The organism is Dyella sp. CR10 (genome assembly GCF_055814425.1).
This window is the reverse complement of sequence record NZ_CP185986.1, coordinates 3,052,421-3,073,996: the sequence shown is the minus strand read 5'-3', so window position 1 is coordinate 3,073,996 and position 21,576 is coordinate 3,052,421. Positions and strand designations below refer to the sequence as shown.

At 66.5% G+C, this 21,576-nt stretch carries 15 protein-coding genes, 1 tRNA gene and 2 riboswitches; of the genes, 9 read left to right on the top strand and 7 right to left on the bottom strand.

What is annotated here, in order from left to right:
- The first annotated feature begins 161 nt into the window (after positions 1-161).
- The 4 genes from hflK (at position 162) to ACNR9O_RS13765 (ending at position 3,747) form a co-directional block, all read left to right on the top strand.
- A complete protein-coding gene (gene hflK / locus ACNR9O_RS13780) occupies positions 162-1,316 on the top strand; it encodes an FtsH protease activity modulator HflK (RefSeq protein WP_473687923.1) in 1,155 nt (384 codons plus the stop codon).
- Complete coding sequence (gene hflC, locus ACNR9O_RS13775) at positions 1,313-2,179, top strand: protease modulator HflC (RefSeq protein ID WP_473687925.1); 867 nt, start codon at positions 1,313-1,315, stop codon at positions 2,177-2,179. The genes hflK and hflC overlap by 4 nt, the downstream gene beginning before the upstream one ends.
- A 10-nt stretch (positions 2,180-2,189) precedes the next feature.
- Positions 2,190-2,375 (top strand): DUF2065 domain-containing protein, encoded by a 186-nt coding sequence (locus ACNR9O_RS13770; RefSeq protein WP_473687927.1) that lies wholly within the window; start codon positions 2,190-2,192, stop codon positions 2,373-2,375.
- Between the two features lie 79 nt (positions 2,376-2,454).
- Positions 2,455-3,747 carry an adenylosuccinate synthase gene (locus tag ACNR9O_RS13765; protein ID WP_473687929.1) on the top strand — a complete coding sequence of 431 codons (1,293 nt, stop codon included), beginning with the start codon at positions 2,455-2,457 and terminating at the stop codon, positions 3,745-3,747.
- A gap of 479 nt (positions 3,748-4,226) precedes the next feature.
- Here ACNR9O_RS13765 and ACNR9O_RS13760 read toward each other — a convergent pair whose 3' ends face one another.
- Positions 4,227-4,814 carry an NUDIX domain-containing protein gene (locus tag ACNR9O_RS13760; protein ID WP_473687931.1) on the bottom strand — a complete coding sequence of 196 codons (588 nt, stop codon included), beginning with the start codon at positions 4,812-4,814 and terminating at the stop codon, positions 4,227-4,229.
- Positions 4,815-4,900: 86 nt separating this feature from the next.
- Between ACNR9O_RS13760 and ACNR9O_RS13755 the strand changes: the two genes are divergently transcribed.
- Positions 4,901-5,656: a DeoR/GlpR family DNA-binding transcription regulator gene (locus ACNR9O_RS13755; protein ID WP_473687933.1), complete on the top strand. Its 756-nt coding sequence runs from the start codon at positions 4,901-4,903 to the stop codon at positions 5,654-5,656.
- 101 nt (positions 5,657-5,757) lie between these two features.
- Here the strand turns inward: ACNR9O_RS13755 and ACNR9O_RS13750 are convergent, their stop codons facing one another.
- Positions 5,758-7,644: a PKD domain-containing protein gene (locus ACNR9O_RS13750; RefSeq protein WP_473687935.1), complete on the bottom strand. Its 1,887-nt coding sequence runs from the start codon at positions 7,642-7,644 to the stop codon at positions 5,758-5,760.
- Between the two features lie 781 nt (positions 7,645-8,425).
- Here ACNR9O_RS13750 and ACNR9O_RS13745 point away from each other — a divergent pair.
- Complete coding sequence (locus ACNR9O_RS13745; protein WP_473687937.1) at positions 8,426-11,077, top strand: M1 family metallopeptidase; 2,652 nt, start codon at positions 8,426-8,428, stop codon at positions 11,075-11,077.
- A gap of 135 nt (positions 11,078-11,212) precedes the next feature.
- On the opposite strand, the gene ACNR9O_RS13740 is transcribed toward ACNR9O_RS13745, so the two are convergent.
- From ACNR9O_RS13740 to gcvP, 3 genes are all read right to left on the bottom strand, one after another.
- Entirely contained in the window at positions 11,213-11,662 is a 450-nt protein-coding gene (locus tag ACNR9O_RS13740; protein ID WP_473687939.1) for a YybH family protein, read from the bottom strand.
- A 102-nt stretch (positions 11,663-11,764) separates the two neighbouring features.
- Complete coding sequence (locus tag ACNR9O_RS13735) at positions 11,765-13,777, bottom strand: amidohydrolase family protein (RefSeq protein ID WP_473687941.1); 2,013 nt, start codon at positions 13,775-13,777, stop codon at positions 11,765-11,767.
- A gap of 195 nt (positions 13,778-13,972) precedes the next feature.
- The gene (gene gcvP / locus ACNR9O_RS13730) at positions 13,973-16,843 is read right to left on the bottom strand and encodes an aminomethyl-transferring glycine dehydrogenase (protein ID WP_473687943.1); all 2,871 of its coding nucleotides are present in this window, start codon (positions 16,841-16,843) and stop codon (positions 13,973-13,975) included.
- Positions 16,844-16,896: 53 nt separating this feature from the next.
- A riboswitch (glycine riboswitch) is annotated at positions 16,897-16,995 on the bottom strand.
- Positions 16,996-17,080, bottom strand: a riboswitch (glycine riboswitch).
- A 176-nt stretch (positions 17,081-17,256) separates the two neighbouring features.
- On the opposite strand from gcvP, the gene ACNR9O_RS13725 reads away from it, so the two are divergent.
- Both ACNR9O_RS13725 and ACNR9O_RS13720 read left to right on the top strand, forming a co-directional pair.
- Positions 17,257-17,679 (top strand): VOC family protein, encoded by a 423-nt coding sequence (locus ACNR9O_RS13725; protein ID WP_473687945.1) that lies wholly within the window; start codon positions 17,257-17,259, stop codon positions 17,677-17,679.
- A 37-nt stretch (positions 17,680-17,716) separates the two neighbouring features.
- Positions 17,717-19,378, top strand: a complete 1,662-nt coding sequence (locus tag ACNR9O_RS13720; RefSeq protein WP_473687947.1) for a lipase family alpha/beta hydrolase — start codon at positions 17,717-17,719, stop codon at positions 19,376-19,378.
- A 50-nt stretch (positions 19,379-19,428) separates the two neighbouring features.
- Here ACNR9O_RS13720 and ACNR9O_RS13715 read toward each other — a convergent pair whose 3' ends face one another.
- A complete protein-coding gene (locus ACNR9O_RS13715) occupies positions 19,429-20,178 on the bottom strand; it encodes an SDR family oxidoreductase (RefSeq protein ID WP_473687949.1) in 750 nt (249 codons plus the stop codon).
- 179 nt (positions 20,179-20,357) lie between these two features.
- Here ACNR9O_RS13715 and ACNR9O_RS13710 point away from each other — a divergent pair, with 179 nt between their 5' ends.
- On the top strand, positions 20,358-21,287 hold the full coding sequence (locus tag ACNR9O_RS13710) for a LysR family transcriptional regulator (RefSeq protein WP_473687951.1): 930 nt from the start codon (positions 20,358-20,360) through the stop codon (positions 21,285-21,287).
- Positions 21,288-21,357: 70 nt separating this feature from the next.
- On the opposite strand, the gene ACNR9O_RS13705 is transcribed toward ACNR9O_RS13710, so the two are convergent.
- A tRNA-Leu gene (locus tag ACNR9O_RS13705) sits at positions 21,358-21,442 on the bottom strand.
- Between the last annotated feature and the right edge of the window lie 134 nt (positions 21,443-21,576).

Sequence of the window (21,576 nt, the reverse complement as noted above, 5' to 3'; positions counted from 1 at the left end):
GGCCTTCGTCCACCCACCTCTGCTAGAATGTCCGCTGTTTGTGCCGCTTCCGTGCCGGGCGGACACCTTGCTCGGCAGCCATTCGCCACCATGATGCTTCCCGACCAAGGTGCTTCCGGCCGTAGTTTGCCGGCCTCCCAGCGGCCTCAAGGAGACTGACAATGGCCTGGAACGAACCCGGTAGCGGGCAGCGCGACCCCTGGGGCAAGAATCGCCAGAATCCCGGCAAGCCGGGGCTGGACGACACGTTCAAGCAGCTGAAGAACCGACTGTCCCGCTTGGGCGGTGGCCCCGGCGGCGTGCTCACCATCGTGCTGGCCCTGCTGCTGGCCTCGCTGCTGCTCAGCAGCTACACCGTGATCGATGCCCGCCAGGCCGGCGTGGTGCTGCGCTTCGGCCAGTACGCGCGCACGCTGGGTCCGGGCTTCCACTTCAAGCTTCCGCGCCCGATCGAGACGGTCACCAAGGTCAGCACCACCGAGGTCCGCTCGGTCTCCGACAAGGTGCGCATGCTGACCAGCGACGAGAACATCATCTCGGTCGATTTCAACGTGCAGTACCAGGTCTCCGACGCCCGCAAATACCTGTTCTCGCTGAGCGGCCAGCCCGAAGACACGCTGCGCCAGGCCGCCGAGGCGGCGGTACGCTCGGTGGTCGGCGCCAATGTGATGGACAACATCCTCACCAGCTCCGCGTCCGAGCCGGCTGCCGTGCCCGCCGTAGCCTCCAGTGCCGCGCCGGCCGCCGCCGCCCAGGCGGCGGTGAGCCAGGCTGCCGCCGCCGCGCAGGCGCGCGACACGCTGCAGCAGCAGACCCGTGAAATCCTCCAGGCCACGCTGGACAGTTACGACTCGGGTCTGGCCGTCACCGACGTGAGCTTCCAGAACGTCTCGCCCCCGCAGGAAGTGAAGGACGCGTTCGACGACGTCAACGCCGCGCGCGAAGACAAGCAGGGCACCGAGAACAAGGCCCGCGCCTACGCCAGCCAGAAGATCCCGGTGGCCCGTGGCGAAGCCGCGCGCATCCTCGCCGAGGCGCAGGGCTACAGCGCCGAGCGCGTGGCGCGCGCCACCGGCGACGCCGCGCGCTTCGACCTCATCCTCAAGGAATACCGCGCCGCGCCCGACGTGACGCGCCGCCGCCTGTGGCTGGAAACCGTGGAGGACGTGATGTCCAACACGCCCAAGGTGCTGGACGGCACCAATGGCCGCAACATGATCTATCTGCCGCTGGATCGCGCCTCCGCGCGCGACCTGCCGGGCGTGGGCACTATTGCGCCGGCCGCCGACGCCACGGGCAAGGAGAAGCAGCCATGAAATTCCTCGCCGGCATCATCGTCGTCGTGGCCGTCCTGCTCGGCTTCAACAGCGCGTACGTCGTGCACGAAGGGCAGAGCGCCCTGGTGCTTCAGTTCGGCCGCATCGTGCGCACGGGCGACGTTCCGGGCCTGCACTTCAAGCTGCCGCTGATCCAGCAGGCGATCCTGTTCGACAACCGCATCCTCACCCTGGAAGCGCAGCCGGAGCGTTACTTCACCTCCGAGAAGAAGAGCGTCAACGTCGACTTCTATGTGAAGTGGCGCATCGCCGACAACGCCGCCTACTACCGCGCCACCGCCGGCTCCGAGCTGCAGGCCTCCAACCGCCTGTCGCCGATCGTCAAGGACGCGCTGCGTTTCGAGTTCAACGCGCGTACCTTGCAGGAGCTGATTGCCGGCGGCCGCAAGGACATCACCGAGCGCGTGCGCAAACAGACCGACAACGCCGCGCGCAAGAGCCTGGGCATCGCCGTAGTGGATGTGCGCATCAAGCGCATCGACCTGCCTGACGAAGTCAGCGAATCGGTCTACAAGCGCATGCGCGCCGAACGCCTGCAGCTGGCCAACGAGTTGCGCTACACCGGCCAGCAGGCCGCCGAAACCATCCAGGCCGACGCCGACCGCCAGCGCCAGGTGATCCTGGCCGACGCCGAGCGCGATGCTGCCAAGGTGCGCGGCGAAGGCGACGCCCAGGCCGCGGGCATCTACGCCCAGGCCTATGGGCAGGATCCGGAATTCTTCGCCTTCTACCGCAGCTTGAGCGCGTACCGCACCTCGTTCCAGGACGGCAAGGGCGTGCTGGTGCTGAAGCCGGATTCGGAATTCCTGAAGTACTTCAACGACGGCGCGAGCAAGCGCTGAGGCGGCCTGCATGACCCATGACCTGGCCGCCGCGCTGTGCCTCGTGCTGGTGATCGAGGGACTGGTGCTGTTCGCCGCGCCGCGCGGCTGGCAGACCATGGTGCGCGAGGCCTTGAAGATGGAACCCGGGCGCCTGCGGATCTTCGGCGCCGTGGCCATGGTGGCCGGGTTGCTGTTCCTGCAGCTGGTGCATTGACGCGCTGCTGCCTGCAAAGTTTTCGATTCAACATCACTCCGGCCCTCGATGGGGCCACGACCTACGAGCGAGAAAGATCATGGGCAAGTCAGTCGTAATCCTCGGCGCGCAATGGGGCGACGAAGGCAAGGGCAAGATCGTCGATCTGCTGACCGAGCAGGTGAAGGCCGTCGCCCGCTTCCAGGGCGGCCACAACGCCGGCCACACGCTGGTGATCAAGGGCCAGAAGACCGTGCTTCACCTGATTCCTTCGGGCATCCTGCGCGACGACGCGCTGTGCCTGATCGGCAACGGCGTGGTGCTGTCGCCCGCCGCGCTCAAGCAGGAAATCGAAGAGCTCGAAGCGCAGGGCGTGGAAGTGCGCTCGCGCCTGAAGATCAGCCCGGCCACGCCGCTGATCATGCCGTACCACATCGCCGTGGATAAGGCGCGCGAAGCCGCCGCCGGCAAGAGCGCCATCGGCACCACCGGCCGCGGCATCGGCCCGGCGTACGAGGACAAGGTGGCCCGCCGCAGCGTGCGCGTGGCCGACCTGATGTACCCGCACGAGCTGCCCGAGAAGATCAAGGCTGCTGTCGAGTACCACAACTTCATCCTCACCCAGTGGCTGAAGGCCGAGCCGGTCGACTTCCAGCAGGTGCTGGACGACGCGCTGGCCTACGGCGAGTTCATTCGCCCGATGGTCGACGACGTCGCCACCATCCTGCACGACGTGCGCAAGGAAGGCGGCCACATCCTGTTCGAAGGCGCGCAGGGCGCGCTGCTGGACATCGACCACGGCACCTATCCCTACGTCACCTCGTCCAACACCACCGTCGGCGGCGCGCTGGCCGGCACCGGTGTGGGCGCGGGCGACATCGACTATGTGCTGGGCATCTGCAAGGCCTACGCCACCCGCGTCGGCGGCGGTCCGTTCCCGACCGAGCTGCACGACGAGATGGGCGAGCGCCTGCGCAAGGTCGGCAACGAATTCGGCGCCAGCACCGGCCGCCCGCGCCGCTGCGGCTGGATCGACCTGGTGGCCTTGAAGCGTGCCGTGCAGATCAACGGCATCAACGGCCTGGCCATCACCAAGCTCGACGTGCTCGACGGCCTGCCCACCATCAAGGTGTGCATCGCCTACGAATACCGCGGCAAGCGCCGCGAGCTGGCCCCGCTCGACGCGGACGGCTGGGCGGAATGCAAGCCGGTATACCTGGAGTTCCCGGGCTGGGACGAGTCGACCGCGGGCATCCGCGATTGGAACAAGCTGCCGGCCGCGGCCCGCGCCTACCTGCGCGCGGTGGAAGAGCTCTCCGGCTGCCGCCTGGCGATCGTGGCGACCGGTGCGGATCGTGACGACACGATTGTGCTGGATGATCCGTTTGCTTGATCGTGTGTCGATCTTGTCGCGAGCGAAAAGGCCCCTTGGGGCCTTTTCGTTTTTCAGGGGCAGGCCATGCAGGGATGGCGTCGCCCGTTCGACGACGGCGACGGCTGAATATGAAGAGCAAAGGCTGGTGCTAAGGCACCGTGAAGACCCATGCGATGCAGAGCGTGAATGGCTTGTGCGCGTCTGCACAAACGCAACTATTGCTCGTGCTGCGACGGCCGCTTTGTGAGGTAGATAAAAGTCGCGACCGAGAGCGCCGCCTATGGTTGCGCGCAGCCATGGCCGGCTCTAGGCGCCGCGAGTGGTCAGCGGGCCGGAGTGCTCCAGTGCTCCGGGCTCGCGCCTGGCTTCTCCCCTCCGTCGCACGTGGTGGCGTTTCCCCGAGCGTTTTCCGCCACGTGTCGACGGAACCGATTCCGACAGAAGCAGGGCGCCTGGCGACCCTGCTTTTTTTTGGACGACGATTGCTTCAGTAAAGATCAGGCGGCGAAGATATGCATGGCCGCGTACTGCAGCAGCATGATCGTCTTGCCGTCCACGATCTCGCCGCGTCCGACCATCGCCATCGCTTCGTCGAACGGCAGCTCCAGCACTTCGATGTCTTCGCCTTCGCCTTCGAGGCCGCCGCCGTCGCTGACTTTCTGCGAGGCGTCGTACTCGGCGACGAAGAAGTGCAGCTTCTCGGTGACCGAGCCCGGGCTCATGAAAGCCTCGAACACTTTGTGCACCTCGCCGATGCGGTAACCGGTTTCTTCTTCCGCTTCTGCGCGGATGCGTTGCTCGGGCGTTGCCTGGTCGAGCAGCCCCGCGGGCGCCTCGATCAGCATGCCGTCGTGGCCGTTGACGAAGCAGGGAAAGCGGAACTGGCGTACCAGCACCACGCGGCGCGTCTCGCGCTGGTAGAGCAGCAGCGCGGCGCCGTTGCCGCGGTCGTAGGTCTCGCGCTGCTGGCGCTGCCAGGAGCCGTCGGCGCGGCGGAAGTCGTAGATGGTTTTCTTGAGCAGGTACCAGTCATTCGACAGCACCTGGCTGTCGATCACGCGGACCCGGTCGGCGGTGGCATGCATGGGAGAGGGTATCCAGGCTGGACAAGGGGTGCCGGACACCGTATCGTGCAGTTTCGTGCAATGTCAATGAATTTCGTGCAATCGCAATGCTGACCAGCCAACGCAAGCAAGCCATCCTGGCCGCCCTGAAACGGGACGGCCAAGTCATCGCCAAGGCCATGAGCGAGGCTTTCGGCGTCTCCGAAGACACCGTGCGGCGAGATCTGCGCGAGCTGGCCGCGGAAGGGCTCCTGCAACGCGTGCATGGCGGCGCTTTGCCGGCCTCGACGGCGACGGCGGATTTCGCTCATCGCCAGCAGATCGGTCCGGCAGCGAAATCGGCTATCGCGCGCCGTGCGGCGCAGATGGTGCAGCCCGGGCAGGTGGTCTTCATCGATGGCGGCACGACGTGCGTGCAACTGGCCCGCAGCCTGCCACCGACATTGCAGGCCACGGTGATCACGCACAGTCCCAGCATCGCGGTGGAACTGATCGAGCATCCCGGTATCGAGGTGGTGCTGATCGGCGGCCGTCTGTTCAAGCACTCGGTGGTGACAGTGGGGGCGGCGGCCATGGAGTCGATCGCGCGCGTGCGTGCCGAGATCTACTTCATGGGCGTTACCGGCGTGCATCCGACGGCGGGGCTGAGCACCGGCGATTTCGAAGAGGCGAGCGTGAAGCGCGCGCTGATCGAACAGGCCGCGGAGGTGGTGGTGCTGGCTTCCGCGGAAAAACTGCACGCGGCTTCGCCGTATGTCATCGCACCGATGCAGGCGGTGCAGACGCTGGTAGTGGAGAGCGACACGCCTGAAGCGACCGTGGCGCCATTCGCGGCGCTTGGCGTGGCGATCGTGCGCGCGTGATCGTCGCAGCCTGCGAAAAAAACGCCCGTTGGGGCTCACCCCAGCCTACGTGGAAAAAGAAACGGGGCCCGGTCTGAAGACCGGGCCCCGTTTCGCTTTTCTCACTGCACGTTGAGGTTCACATCATCCAGCACGAACGAGGTCTGCAGCGAGCTGTCCTCGGTGCCCGTGAACTTGATGGTCACGGTCTGGCCGATGTAGGCGCTCAGGTCGAACGACTTCTGCGCGTAGCCCGACCCCGCATTGAGGTTGGAGTACGTCGCCAGCGTCTTGAGCACCGTGCCGCTGCTGTTGAGCACCTGCACGTTGAGCTTGTCGTACGCGGTCGTGGTGGTGGTCTCGGCCGTGTCGATGTGCAGGTAGAACGTCAGCGTCGCGCTGGTCTTGCCGCTGGGAATGGCCACGCTCTGCGAGACGGTGTCGGTATGGCTGCTGCCGTAACCGTCCATCCAGGCGAACCAGCTGCCGCCATGCGCCGTTTCACCGCTGCAGCCGCTGTTGCTGCACAGCACGCCGGAGCTCATCGACCACGGCGTGGCCGTGCCGGTCTCGAAGCCCGGGTTGACGATCAGCTGGCTGCCGCCGCCACCGCCGCTGGACACCGTCACCGAGGCGCTCTTGGAGCTGGTCTTGCCGCTGACGCTGTCGGTCACCGTCTCGGTCACCGTGTAGGTGCCGCCGGTCGCGTAGGTGTGGCTCGGATTGGTGGCGGTGGAGGTGCCGTTGTCGCCGAAGGTCCACGAGTGCGAGGAGATGGTGCCACCGCTGTCGGTGGAGCTGTCGGTGAAGTTGGCAGTCAGGCCACTGGTGGTGAAGCTGAAGTTGGCCGTGGGCGTACCGCCGCCACCGCCGCCTCCGCTGACGATCGGATGCGAGATGTCGCAGCGGTTGGTGTCATTGGACCAGGTGCTTTGCATGGCATATGTGCCGTTGCCCATGGTCACGTTGGCGCTGGCGCCCTGGCCGGAGCTCAGCCATGCGCATTCGTCGCCGTTCTCCTGGCCGTTGTAGCTGGAGCCGGTGTGGTTGGTCCAGCCGCCGGCCGGGTTCTGGTCGGTCACGGTCTCGGCGTACTCATGGCCATTGACGATGGAGAAGCCGTCGAGGTTGCCGGTGCTGCCGCTGTTGACGTAGTTCTGTCCGCAGCTGCTGCCCATGTCGTAGACATACGGCATGTTGGTGAAGGCGATATCGCCGTAGGGAGAGCTGACGCCCGCGTCGGTGTTGTAGTCATGCCAGGCGCAGAACTGGCCGCTGGAGGTGTTGAAACCGTCCGGGTGCGTGCCGGTGGGCGACAGGATCACGTACTGCGCATAGCGGTTGGACGCGGCCGAGGTATTGCCGAAATGCGCCGCGGCATTGACCGCTTCCTGCGCCAGCTGAGCGGCGGTGGCATTGCTCGGCGAGGCGACCGAGTTGTCGTACCAGATGCCGGCGAAGGCACCGCCGGTCGGGTAGCCGATCAACGGCGCGCCCGACGGACAGGATGTAGCGCCCGAGGCCACGCTGGAGCCATCGCAGTACTGCGTCATCACGCCGGACCACAGCTCGCCGCCGGTGCCCAGGCCTTTGAACATCTTCTCGAGGTACGGCACGGCGCCCACCGTATCGCCGGTCAGCGTCATGTTGCCGCTGGCGTCCGTGCCGGCGGTGCCCCACTGGCTGCCGTACACCACGATGTACACCTTGGGCGTGCCGCTGGTGACGCCGATGCCGTCGATGCCGCCGCCATAGCTGAGCGTTTCGGTGCCGGTGGCCGCCGTGGTCGCCGCGTGCAGGGCATTCCACTGCTGCATGCGGCTATGCGCTTCGCGTGTGGGTACGGCGCCGTGGCGATAGGCGTGTCCGTAGTTCGGGGCATAGGGGTTAGCCCCGCTTGAATCGGTTGAGTTGGCGCCGGCGGTCTGGTTGCCGCCGGCGGCGATCGCGCTGCCCGCGAGAGCGAGCAGCGCGGTCATGGCTGTCACCGCGATGGAACGTGCTTTCATGAGTAAGAAACTCCCCAGTTGAGGTTTTCGGGGACAAGCGCGCCCGATGCGGCCGCGCGGACCCCATGCACGAATTGCTTCACCCGGCTTGCGCCGGTCACGGTTTTCGATGCTCCCCGCGAATCCCGGACTGCCTCCCCTGGTAGCAGTTGGCGGCGACGCGTGCCCATGCGGCGCCTCCCTCCGGGACATTCGTCAACCCCTCCCCGGATTGGCGAATTGACGACGATATAAATATCGGGGCGATCCTGGTCAATTGGATTTTTAGGGCGTGGCGGGAAAATCGTTGGGCATTAATTAATGTGGTTGAATGGGCGCAATAAATAACGCCGCTTTCTTGCGCTGAGAATAATTCCCGAAGCGATTTTCATTGCGGGCTTGCATCAACGTCCGTGCGGCTCGCGAAAGCCCGGCTTTTTGAGGATTTCGCCAAGCTTGCGCGATGAGTGAAAGGCGCGTGCAGAGGGTTTTGCCGGTAATCGATCTCCAAGGCAATTAATTACGTCTCGGAAAATGGGAGGCGGATCACGAAGGCCTTTTTACGGTGGAACGATCCAAATCGCTGGCTAAGCATTTTGAGCGTGGCTGGCTGCGCTTTCTTTTCATCGACGCGTTTCGTTGCATGCCGCATCGCGGCATGGCCGGCATGACTTCCGGGCCGTGCCGCGGGTTGGCGGAGCCGGCGACCATCAGAGGAGACGCCGGCAAGGGGAGCCCGCCGGCTGCCTTCCCAAGCATTCTCCGGCCCCGCCGGATCCCTCGTTTCCCCCAAGGAGCTGACATGCGCCGTTCCACCCTGGTTTCCGCGATCGTCCTGGCGCTCGCGAGCGCTTCCATGAGCGCCGTTGCCGCCGTACCGGCAACCAAGCACGTCGCCGAGCAGGCCACCACCCAGCTGCCGCGCAGCGTGCGTCCCGTGCACTACGACGTTGCGGTGACGCCGCATGCGGACGCGCTGGCCTTCGACGGCAAGGTCGCCATCAAGGTCGACGTGCTGGAGACGACCAGCAGCATCACGCTCAACGCGCTGGACATGAGCTTCTCCGAAGTCACCCTGGCGCCGGCAAGCGGCAAGGCGATGCCGGCGAAGGTGAGCGTGGACCATGACAAGCAGACAGCCACCTTCAGCTTCGACAAGCCGCTGGCGAAGGGCAGCTATACGTTGTCCATGACCTATACGGGCAAGATCGGCACCCAGGCCAACGGCTTGTTCGCGATCGATTACGACACCAAGGCCGGCAAGAAGCGTGCGCTGTACACGCAGTTCGAGAACTCCGACGCGCGCCGTTTCATTCCGTCCTGGGACGAACCGAACTACAAGGCCACCTTCAACCTGACCGCCACGGTGCCGGCCAGCGAGATGGCGGTGAGCAACATGCCGGTGGCGAAGAAGAGCGATGCCGGCAATGGGCTGGTCAAGGTGGAGTTCCAGCCGTCGCCGAAGATGTCGACCTATCTGCTGTTCTTCGGCCTGGGCGATTTCGAGCGCGCCACCGCGATGGCCGGCAAGACCGAAGTGGGCGTGGTCACGCAGAAGGGCATGCTCTCGCAGGCGAACTTCGCGCTGGATTCGGCCAAGACCATCCTGGCCGAGTACAACGACTATTTCGGCACGCCGTACCCGCTGCCCAAGCTGGACAACATCGCCTCGCCCGGCCGCAGCCAGTTCTTCGGCGCGATGGAGAACTGGGGCGCGATCTACACCTTCGAATACGTATTGCTGCTGGACCCGACCATCTCCACCCAGGCCGACAAGCAAAACGTGTTCTCCGTGCAGGCGCACGAGATGGCGCACCAGTGGTTCGGCGACCTGGTGACCATGCGCTGGTGGGATGACCTGTGGCTCAACGAGGGCTTCGCCTCGTGGATGGAAGGCCGCACTACCGAAAAGCTGCATCCGGAATGGAACACCCGGCTGGAACAGGTGAACGTGCGCGAAGGCGCGATGGGTCGCGACGCCATCGCCACCACGCATCCGATCGTGCAGCACGTGGAGACGGTGGAGCAGGCCAGCCAGGCTTTCGACTCCATCACCTATTCGAAGGGCCAGGCGGTGATCGGCATGCTGGAAGGCTATGTCGGCGCCGATGCCTGGCGCGACGGCGTGCGCCTGTACATGAAGCAGCACGCCTACGGCAACACGGTGTCCGACGATCTGTGGCGCGCGGTGGAGACGGCGTCGAAGAAGCCGATCGCCGATGTCGCGCACGACTTCACGCTGCAGCCGGGCATCCCGCTGATCACGGTAGATTCCGCCACCTGCGCCGGCGGCAAGACCACGCTGAAGCTGAGCCAGGGCGAATTCACCCGCGACCGCCCGGACAAGAAGCCGCTGTCCTGGCGCGTGCCGGTGATCGCGCAGACACTGGGCGGCGCTCCGGCGCGCACGCTGGTGACCGGCGGAAAGGCTTCGCTTGAGGTACCGGGCTGCGGCCCGGTGGTGGTCAACGCCGGCCAGAGCGGTTACTACCGCACGCTGTACGGCGCCGAGCAGTTCGCCGCGCTGAAGGACAATTTCGGCAAGCTGCAGCCGATCGATCAGCTCGGCATGCTCGGCGATACCTGGGCGCTGGGCATGGCGGGCCAGCGTCCGTCGTCGGATTTCCTGGACCTGGTGCAGGCCACGCCGGTGGACGCCGACTCGCAGATCTGGGGTGATATCTCCGGTGACCTCAGCTCGCTGGACAGCTACTACCAGGGTGACGCGGCGCGCCAGACGGCGTTCCGCAAGTTCGCCATCGCCAAGCTCGCGCCGGTCTTCGCGCGCGTGGGTTGGGAGCCGAAGGAAGGCGAAGCCGATCCGGTGAAGATCCTGCGCATGGAGTTGATCGGCACGCTCGGCAATCTCGGCGATCCGGCCGTGCTGAAGGAAGCGCAGCGCCGCTTCGACGCGCAGGACAAGGATCCCAAGGCCATGCCGGCGGCCCTGCGCCGTACCATCCTCGGCGTGGTGGCCCGCAACGCAGACGCGGCGACCTGGGAACGCCTGCACGCGATGGCGAAGTCTGAGAAGACGCCGATGGTAAAGGACCAGCTGTACACGATGCTGTCGATCTCGCGCGACAAGCCGCTGGCGCAGAAGGCGCTGGACCTGGCCCTCACCGACGAGCCGGGCGCGACCAACAGCGCCAGCATGATCGGTGCCGTGTCCAGCCAGCATCCGGAACTGGCCTTCGACTTCGCCGTGGCGCACAAGGCCGAGGTGGACAAGAAGGTGGATTCGAGCGCGAGCAGCCGCTACTACCCGCAGCTGGCGTCGCGTTCGCTGGATCCGGCGATGGTCGGCAAGGTGAAGGCGTATGCCGAGAAATATCTGGCGGCCGGTTCGCGCCGCGACGCGGATACGGCGGTGGCCAACATCGAGTACCGCATCAAGGTGAAGAACGAGCGCATGCCGGCGATCGATGCCTGGCTGAAGACGCACGGCGCGTGAGTGTTGCGATGGTGGTTTGAGTTTCGAGGCCCGCGCAAGCGGGCCTCTTTTTTTCCGGAGAGAGGGAGTTTGGGTGAGGGGGCCTATGAAGCGGTGAAGCGGCCACGCAACATCATGCGGCGCTTCGCCAAGCCCTCAAGAGCTGTGATCGAGGACGATCTTCCATCCATCGGACGTCTTCTCCCACAGCAACGAAAACACGCCATCGTCCTTGGCGGCCGCGCCGTGCGCGGTGCGGTCCAGGTGAAAGCGGCCGGTGACCGCCGCGTAATGCGCCTGCCCATCGGCGCAGGGCAGCAGCCGTACGTCGATGTCGGCATAGGTCAGCGTGCCCATCTGCGCCTTTCCGGCGTAGTTCTTCTTGTAGCTTTCCAGGATGCGTGCGTAGCCGTGGCGGATGGTGGCGCCGATGAAGGTAGTGTCCGGCGAATCCTTATAGGGCTGCACGAAACTGTCGATGTCGCCGCGGTTCCAGGCGGCCTGCTGGGCGGCGAGGACGCCGCGGATCGCGTCGCTTTCGTCGTCGGCCCGCGCGCACGGCGCGAGAAGGAGCGTGGCGAGCAGGAAGAGCAGGGTCTTGCGCATGGAGATCATCCTCACGGCATGGAGCAGGGTAAGCCTGCGGCCAAGCGCCGACAGGGTTTTGCGAAAACGCCGGCCTAGCCTGCGGCTCACGCCCCGTCCACATCAAGGCCTGAAGCCGACCGACTCCCACAGCGGCGCCGGGTCGTAGACGCTGCCGGCGGCGATGGTCTTGGCGACGCGCCGCGTATTGCGGATGTCGGCCAGCGGATCGCCATCGAGCAGCAACATGTCCGCGCGCTTACCCACCTGCACGGTGCCGACCTCCTTGTCCAGGCCGAGTACCTTCGCCGGCACGCTGGTCGCAGCCTGCAACGCCTCCATCGGCGTGAAGCCGGCCTGCACGTATATCTCCAGCTCGCGGTGCAACGTATAACCCGGGATGCCCTGGTCGGTGCCGGCTACGATGGTCAGGCCCTGGCGATGCAGTTCGCGCAGGGTGGCGAGCATGTACTCGTAGCGCCTGGTCGCTTCTTCGGCGTGATCCGGTGGCGTGCCCATGGCATTGAGGGCGGGCGCCAGCGGCGTGGCGACATGATCGATGCCGGGCTCGATGGCGCGCAGCGGCTTGGTGGTCGGATTGGAGAACAGTTCGAACAGCGCGATGGTGTCGTCGAACACCGTGTGATGTTCCTTGAACAGGGCCAGCTGCTGGCGCGCCTCGGGCGTCTTGAAGTTCAGCGGCGGCAGCGGCTGTCCGCGCTTCATCCCGAGCAAGTCGCGTGCGACGAAATGGATGTGGTTGACGCCGTCGTAGCCCGCCTCTACCGCCTGTCGGGTCGTCATGCCCTCCGGCACATGGCCGGTGACGGTGAGCCCCAGCTTGTGCGCTTCTTCGGTGATCACCGGCACCAGCGCGGGCTTCATGCTGCTGTAGATCTTGATCTGCACTGCGCCAGCGTCTTTGTAGCGGTGCACTACCGCGCGGGCTTCTTCGGGTGTATCGGCGGTGATGGCGCCCAGCGCGATCGGCCCGTTGCCATCGACGATGCCCGCCACCAGCAAGCGCGGGCCGATGCCGCGGCCGGCCTGGATGGCGTCGCGCACGGTGGTGATGTAATCGAACTCGTTGCCGCAATCGCGCACGCTCGTAATGCCGGACGCCAGATAGATCGGCCCCCATTCCACCTGCTCGTAGTGCGCATGCATGTCCCACAAGCCGGGGATGAGGAACTTGCCGCTGCCGTCGAGCACGTCCAGTCCGGGTTCCGACTTGGGCGATGCGCCGCTCGTGTCGATGCGTGCGATGCGGCCGTCTTCCACGTAGATCGAAGCGTTGCGCACAGGGGCAGCACCGGTGCCATCGATCAGCGTGACGTGGGTGACCACGAGTTTCTTCGACGGCGGACGTTTGGCTTTCTCGGTGATCCTGGCCAGTGCGTCGAGGTTGTTGGCCGCCGCGTGCTGGATGAAGGTCGGCAGCGCGGACTCGTAGTTTTCGCGCACGGCTTCGAAATGATCGAACTCGCTGTCGGTGGTGACCACGGCGGCGAGCTTCTGCTGGTCGTCAAGCCAGGCCGTCTCGTTGCCCCAGACCAGGCCGCTGATCACATAGCCATGTAACGTCATCGGCTTGCCATCGACCTGGATCTCCAGATCGCCGGCCGGCTGGATCCGTACATCGCCATCCGGCGGCACTGCGATGCGCTCCGGCTTGCCCTTGGCCAGCCAGTAGCGCAGCAGCATCTGCTGCATGGCCACCGGCGAGTAGCCGTCGACCAGGAAAGTGGTATCGGTCGCCGCATGCTCGGTGGTCTTGCCGTCGCGCACCAGCGTGACGCGGCGCGCCTTCGGATCCAGCGTGAAGCTGTCATGCATGGGCGACTGGCGCGACGAGCGGCCTTCGCTCTTGAGCGTCAGCGGATGCGCGTCATCGATGGCGGTGAACTCGGTCTTCAGCGGCACGTCGGTGCCGCGATCCTTGAAGCTGAAATCCGAGCGCAGGATCAGCCGGTCCTTGTCGCTGGCGATCGTATAGGTCTCCTTGCCGATCGCCCGGGCGAACTTGTGCAGGACGAAGCTGCCTTGCTCGGCAGGCGCAGCCTGGGCGAAGGCGGACAACGGTGCGCAGAGGAGAGCGGCGACGAGGACGAGCGAACGAGCGGGCGGGTGCGACATGGTGGCTCCCTGTGGCTGCGGCGCGATCGGCGCCGGTCGGGGTGAGTGCAATGGACTCCAACCTACGGTTGGCGATCAGACCAGCCGACCCTCGTGCTGACAATGTCCCGAAGGTCATTCCCGTGAACTGCGTCGCCCAGAACGAACAGGCCCCGCCGAAGCGGGGCCTGTCGTATCGCGAAAGGCGATGGAGACTTACGCCTCGGCCTCTTCCTTGTACGCATCCACCGGGATGCACGCGCACATCACGTTCTTGTCGCCGTAGACGTTGTCCACGCGCGCCACCGGGGGCCAATACTTCTGCAGGCGCAGGCTGGGCAGCGGAAACACGGCCAGTTCGCGCGGATAGGCGTGGGTCCACTCGCTGCCGACCACCGCGTTGGCGGTGTGCGGGGCGTGCTTGAGCGGGTTGTCCTCGCGATCCAGGCGGCCGTCCTCGATCGCGCGGATTTCCTCGCGGATCTGGATCATCGCGTCGATGAAACGGTCCAGCTCGTGCTGCGATTCGCTCTCGGTCGGTTCGACCATCAGCGTGCCGGCGACGGGGAAGCTCAGCGTCGGCGCGTGGAAGCCGAAGTCGATCAGGCGCTTGGCTACGTCCTCGGCGCTGACGCCGGTGGCGTCCTTGAGCGGTCGCAGGTCCAGGATGCACTCATGCGCCACCAGGCCGTTGCGGCCGGTGTAGAGCGTCTCGTAGTGCGATGCCAGGCGCTTGGCGATGTAGTTGGCGTTGAGCAGCGCCACCTGGGTCGCCTTGCGCAGGCCCTGCTGGCCCATCATGGTGATGTACATCCAGCTGATCGGCAGGATCGACGCGGAGCCGAAGCTCGCTGCCGAGACCATGCCCACCGAGCCTTCGCCGCCGAACGTGCGCGGCAGGAACGGCGCCAAGTGCGACTTCACTGCGCACGGGCCTACGCCAGGACCGCCGCCGCCATGCGGAATGCAGAAGGTCTTGTGCAGATTGAGGTGCGAGACGTCCGACCCCCACTTGCCCGGCTTCGCCAGGCCGACCAGTGCGTTCATGTTGGCGCCGTCGGTGTACACCTGACCGCCATGCTTATGCACGATGTCGCAGATGGCGACGACGTCTTCCTCGAACACGCCATGCGTGGAGGGGTAGGTGATCATCAGCGCGGCCAGGCGGTCGCTGTACTTCTCGGCCTTGGCGCGGATGTCTTCCAGATCCACGTTGCCGTTGGCGTCGCACTTGGTGACCACGACGGTCATGCCGCACATCTGCGCGGAGGCCGGGTTGGTGCCGTGCGCGGATTCGGGAATCAGGCAGACGTCGCGGTGGCTCTCGCCGCGCGAGCGGTGGTAGGCGCGGATCGCCAGCAGGCCGGCGTACTCGCCCTGCGCGCCGGAGTTCGGCTGCAGGCTGACGGCGTCGTAGCCGGTGCACTCCACCAGCATCGCTTCCAGTTCATCGATCAGCTGCTTGTAGCCCAGCGCCTGGTCGGCCGGAGCGAGCGGATGGATGTTGGCGAACTCCGGCCACGTCACCGGAATCATCTCGGCGGTGGCGTTGAGCTTCATGGTGCAGGAGCCGAGCGGGATCATGGTGCGATCCATCGCCAGATCCTTGTCGGCCAGCGAGCGCATGTAGCGCAGCAGCTCGTGTTCACTGTGGTGCGTGTTGAACACCGGGTGCTGCAGGAACGCATCCTGGCGCAGCAGCGCGGCGGGCAGCGCGTCCGGCGTGGCGGCGTCCAGCTCGTCGATGTTGTCGAGTTCGGCGCCGAACAAGTTGGCCAGCGCCAGGAGATCGGCGCGGGTGGTGGTTTCGTCCAGGCTGATGCCTACGCACTGGCCGTGAATCTGGCGCAGGTTGAGGCCTCTGGCCGCGGCCTTGTCGTGGATCGCGTCGGCGTCGACGCCGGTGATGCGCAGCGTGTCGAAGAAATCGCCGCCGACCTCGAGGCCGGCCTTGCGCAGCGCGCCGGCCAGGATCGCGGCGAGGCGGTGCGTGCGGCGCGCGATGCGCTGCAGGCCGTCCGGGCCGTGGTAGACGGCGTACATGCTGGCCATCACCGCCAGCAGCACCTGTGCGGTGCAGATGTTGGACGTGGCCTTCTCGCGGCGGATGTGCTGCTCGCGCGTCTGCAGGGTGAGGCGGTAGGCCGGCTTGCCTTCGGCATCGACAGACACGCCGATCAGGCGGCCCGGCATGGAGCGCTTGTAGGCATCGCGGCAGGCCAGGTACGCGGCATGCGGGCCGCCGAAACCGAACGGCACGCCGAAGCGCTGGCTGTTGCCGATCACGATGTCCGCGCCCCAGCTGCCCGGCGAAGCGATCAGGGTGAGCGCCAGCAGGTCGGTGGCGACCGCGACCAGCGCACCGCGCGCATGGACAGCTTCGGCGACATCGCGGTAATCGCGGATGGTGCCGTAGGTGTTGGGGTACTGCAGCAGCACGCCGAAGCTGTCGACCGTGGCGGCGTCAGCGGCCGGGCCCACCTGCACGGTGATGCCCACGCCGTCGGCGCGCGTGCGCAGCACTTCCAGCGTCTGCGGGTGCACGTCGTCGGCGACGAAGAACACTTCGCTCTTGGATTTGGCCGAGCGCTTGGCCAGCGTCATCGCTTCGCCTGCGGCGGTGGCTTCGTCCAGCAGCGAGGCGTTGGAGATGTCCATCCCGGTGAGGTCGGCCACCATGGTCTGGAAGTTGATCAGCGCTTCCATGCGGCCCTGCGAGATCTCCGCCTGGTACGGCGTGTAGGCCGTGTACCACGCCGGGTTCTCCAGGATGTTGCGCAGGATGACGTTGGGCGTGTGGGTGCCGTAGTAGCCCTGGCCGATGAAGCTCTTGAACACCTTGTTCTTGTCGGCGATGGCGCGGATCTTCGCCAGCGCATCCACCTCGGTCATGGCCTGGGGCAGCGCCAGCGGCGCGGCCGACTTGATCTGGCCCGGCACGATGGCGTCGGTCATCGCTTCCAGCGAGTCGTGGCCGACGGTGCGCAGCATGTGCGCGATCTCGGCGTCGTTGGGGCCGATGTGGCGCTCGATGAAGGCGTGGTGGTGCTCGAGGTCGCGCAGGGTGGGGGAGGCGTTCTGGGTCATGACGGGCGTCCGTAAATAGCCGGCAAAGGCTGGACACGTGCGTGCCGCACGTGGGGCGCCCCTCTGTCCTTTTGCCTGAGAGTTTGGAAGCGGGAAAACCGCCTCGTGCCCCTTCGGCGCCGGATTGAACCGGTCTCTCCAGAGTTGTTCCGCAAGCGGCGGTGGTATGGGAGCCTGAGCGATTACGGGCGTTGCGCCTTCGGCAGCGGACGCGTCCGCTTCTCCCACCGCGCCAAGACGCCGATTATACGGCCTCGGCCCCGTGATGGGCGGTCGTGGTACCCGGCTCGCCACCGCTGCGACGCCGCCGGCATTCATGGCCGGGCCCTTTGCCGCCATCGAAAACTTGCATTTCCGTCAGATGCCCGGGCGGCGTAGCGTGTATGGCCTGTTTTCCCCTGAAAGAGTGCGCCATGTCCCGTCCCCCGTTCCGCCTGCGCCAGCTCGACCACATCGTGCTGCGCGCCATCGATCCGGTCGCGCTGGAGGACTTTTATTGCCGGGTACTCGGCTGCACGGTGGAGCGGCGGCAGGACGACATCGGGCTGGTGCAGCTGCGCGCCGGCGCCTCGCTGATCGACCTGGTCGGCATCGACAGCAAGCTGGGCCGCCTGGGCGGTGCCGCGCCGGGCAAGGAAGGGCACAACGTCGATCATCTCTGCCTGGCGGTAGAGGGCTACGACGAGGTCGCCATCCGAGCTCACCTGGAAGCGCATGGCGTACGCGTCGGCGAGACGGGATCCCGCTATGGCGCGGAAGGCGAGGGGCCCTCGCTGTATCTGTACGATCCGCAGGGCAACATGATCGAACTGAAAGGCCCGCCGGCCCGCGGCTGAATCCGCGCGGCGAGGCAGGAGCGACCGGGGGCGAGTGATGCACGGCAAGACGGGCAGGTGGTTCGGGCGGGTGCTGGGATTGTTGGCGCTCGCCTGCGTCCTGGCGGCTTGCGCCCCGTCGATCCGTCGACTGGTTCCGCAGGCGCCTGCGCCCGACGCGACCCTGTCCGCGGCGAAGTCCTGGGCCGCGGACGCCATGCGGCAAACCTCGCCTGAGCGGGCCGCGCGAGGCTGGTTGCGCTGCGCCGCAGGCGCCTGGCGTGCCGCCGCGGCGGGCGGCCCGGCGGCGGACGAGGCCGCCGCACTGGACACCCAATGCACCGGCCGGCTGCTCGATGTCCTGCTGGCCACCGAGGACGCGCACTGGACGGCCCGCGTGCTGGACATCGGCGGTGATCCGCTCGCCGTGCAATTGCGCGGTTTGTCACCCGATCTGGTCGGTGCGCCCATGTTCGTGCGCGCCGATCGCATTCCCGTATCTGCCCTGATGTTCGGCCAGCGCTTCGCCACCAACGGTTTCGGCGTGGCGTTGGTGGCTGGCACGCGGCGCTGCGAAGGGGCGCCGCGCTGCCGCCTGTTCCCGCCGGAGGGCATCACCCGCGCAGCGGTGGCATGGGTCGAGGCGGACGCGGATGGCGGCATGCCGCGTCTGGTGTTCGCCGATCCGCTGAAGGAGGGCAGCCTGCCCGTCGGCGGGCGCGAATACGTGCTGTCGGTGGACACCACCGCGCCTTACGCCTCGCTGGCCGACAGCTCGCAGCTCAAGCAGCTGGCGTTCCGCAATCTGCTCGTCAACGGCAAGGACATCGGCGAACGCCAGGGCGTGTACCTGCTGGAGGATTACGACCCGCAGAAGATCCCCATCGTGATGCTGCATGGCCTCGGCGGCAGCCCGCTGGTATGGGCGCGCCTGACCAATCGCATCCAGGGCACGCCGGCGCTGCGTGCGCGTTATCAGGTGTGGCATGTGCTGTACCAGACCAATGCGCCGGTGCTGGTGTCGCGCCTGCGCGTGCGCGGATTTCTCGACGACGCCTGGGCCGCGCTGGATCCGGCCGGACAGGCTCCGGCGCGCGCGCACCTGGTGCTGGTGGGCCACAGCCTGGGCGGCATCATCGCCAGGCTGCTCACTTCCGACAGCGGCGACGCGTTATGGCACGCCGCCTTCCTCGTGCCGGAGACACGGTTGCATGGCGATGCGGAGGACATCGCGACGATCCGCCGGCTGTTTCGCTTCACGCCATACCCTGGCGCGGATACCGCTTTCTTTCTGGCCGCCCCGCATCATGGCAGTCCGGTGGCCGAGGATTTCTTCGGGCGCCTCGCGCTGCGCGTGGTGAAACCTCATGGCAACGAGCTGGATGCGATCGCGCGCCTGTTGAAGGAGAACCCTGACGCGTTCCAGCCGGATCTGGTGCGCAGCTATCGCGAGCGCGGCCTGAGCAGCATCAGCACGCTGCGCACCGACCAGCCGGTAAGCCGTGCCGCCTGGTCGCTGCTGCCGGCGGCGGGCGTGCGCTACTACACCATCGCCGGCAGCCTGCCGGGCGAGCTGGTGCCCGGCGATGGCGTGGTGCCGCTGGAAAGCACCTTTCTGCCCGGCGCGGTATCCACCACCACCGTCACTTCCGGGCATCGCGTGTACCGCAACGATGAGGCGATCAACCTGATCGTCAAGACGCTGGGCGAATCGCCGTAGGTCCGGGTGAGCCCAGCGAACCCCAACTTCAGCAACGCTGCTCACGCGACTTACAGCTGGCTCATGCCGCCGTCGACCACGATTTCCGTGCCGACGATAAAGGCCGATTCGCGTGAAGCCAGATGCAGCACGGTCGAGGCGAGTTCTTCGGCGCTGCCGAAGCGACCCAGCGGTACCTGGTTCTGAATCTGCGCGGCGGTGCTTTCAAGGGTGGCCGCGTCCAAACCCAGCTTGCCGTACAGCGGCGTGCCGATCGGGCCGGGGCTGACCACGTTCACGCGCACGCCTTGCGGCAGCAGTTCGGCGGACAGCGTCCTGGCCAGCGAGATCAGCGCAGCCTTGCTGGCAGCGTAGACCGACGAGGCCGGCATGCCGATGTGCGCATTGATCGAGCCGTTGAGCACGATGGAGGCGCCGCGGTTGAGCAGCGGCAGCAGGGCCTGGATCTGGAAGTACGCGCCCTTGACGTTGATGTCGAACATCTCGTCCCAGAAGGGCTCCTGCACCTGCGCGAACGATGCGAAGCGGGCGATGCCGGCGTTGACGAAGACCGCATCGAGGCGGATGGCGCGCGCGGCCAGATCGGCGGCGAGCTGCCGAGTCGCGGCGACGTCGCCGGCATCGCTGCGGATGGCCAGCGTGCCGGGGCCGATCGCGGTGGCGGCCTGGTCGAGAGCGGCCGCGTCGCGGCCCGTAATGATTACGCGGGCGCCTTCGGCGGCGAAGGCCTTGGCAGCGGCGAGGCCGATGCCGCTGTTGCCGCCGGTGACGAGGACGGTCTGGTTGGCGAAACGATTCATGGTGTGTCTCCAGGTGAGTGTTGTTGACCTGGAGTGCATGCTGCGCCCGCCGTGGGCGAATGCCGTGCCGGTTTTTCGACGAGAACGTTCGATGGAGGCGAACGTGTCGGGGCGGATGGCAGAAGCCGCGGCAGGAGGTTTGCCGTAGGATCGCGGCGCGACTTCATCCGGGAAAGCTCATGCTGTCGGACGACGAACTGGCCTTGCTGGAAGCGATCCGCGAAAGCGGCAGCCTGTCGCGTGCGGCGGCGCGCCTGGGCAAGGCGCCATCCACGGTGTCGCACGCGGCACGCCAGCTGGAGGCGCGCTTCGACGCGTTGCTGTTCGACCGCCGCCGCTATCGGCTGCAGCTGACGCCGGCGGGGCAATTGCTCGCGCAGGAGGCGGCGCGCCTGGCGCTGGAGACGTCGCGCCTCAGCCGTCGCGTGAAGCAGGTGGCCAGCGGCTGGGAAGACCGATTGTGGATCGTCACCGACGAACTGCTGGAATTCGCCACGCTGCTGCCGGTCGTGCGCGCCTTCGATGCGCTGGGCTCGGGCGTCAACCTGCGCATCACTCACGAGGTGCTGGGCGGTACGTGGGAAGCGTTGCGCGACGGCCGGGCCGACATCGTGGTGGGCGCGACCAACGAACCGCCATCGATGCCGAATCTGCGCTGGCGCGAACTCGGGGCGATGGAATGGGTGTTCGCGGTGTCGCCGCGGCATCCGCTGGCGAAAGAGAAAGAACCGCTGGCGCGCGAGGCGATCCTCGCCCATCGCGCGGTAGTGGTGGCCGACACCTCGCGTTCCTCGCCGGGCCGGGCGTACGGCGTGCAGGGCGGCCAGTCGGTACTGGCGGTGCCGGGCATGCACGCCAAGATCCTCGCGCAGCGCGAAGGTCTCGGCGTGGGCTGGCTGCCGCGGCAGCGCGTGGCTTCGCTGCTCAAGCGCGGCGAGCTGGTGGCGCGGCGCACCGCCGATCCGCGCGAACCGAACACGCTCTATGTCGCCTGGCGAGGCGATCACGAAGGGCGTGCGCTGGCTTGGTGGCTGGAGCAGTTCGCGCAGCCGCGGCTGGCGAAGCGTCTGGTGGACGGCATCAATGCGTTCGCCGGCGGCGAATCGTGAGCCGGCGCCAACCGGAAGTTGCGGAGCCTGAAACGACGAAGCCCGCCTTGCGGCGGGCTTCGTCTACAATTGGTGCCCAGGAGAGGACTCGAACCTCCACGGTTTTACCCGCTAGTACCTGAAACTAGTGCGTCTACCAATTCCGCCACCTGGGCAGGTGTCCCGCGCTTCGCTAAGCGAGCTGCGTGAGCCGCGTAGATTAGGGATGGAGCTAAGAGTTGTCAACTATTCTTTCACCGCTTTTTCATCGCGCCGCGTCGAACCGACGGCGGCGCTCTCATCAAGGCTG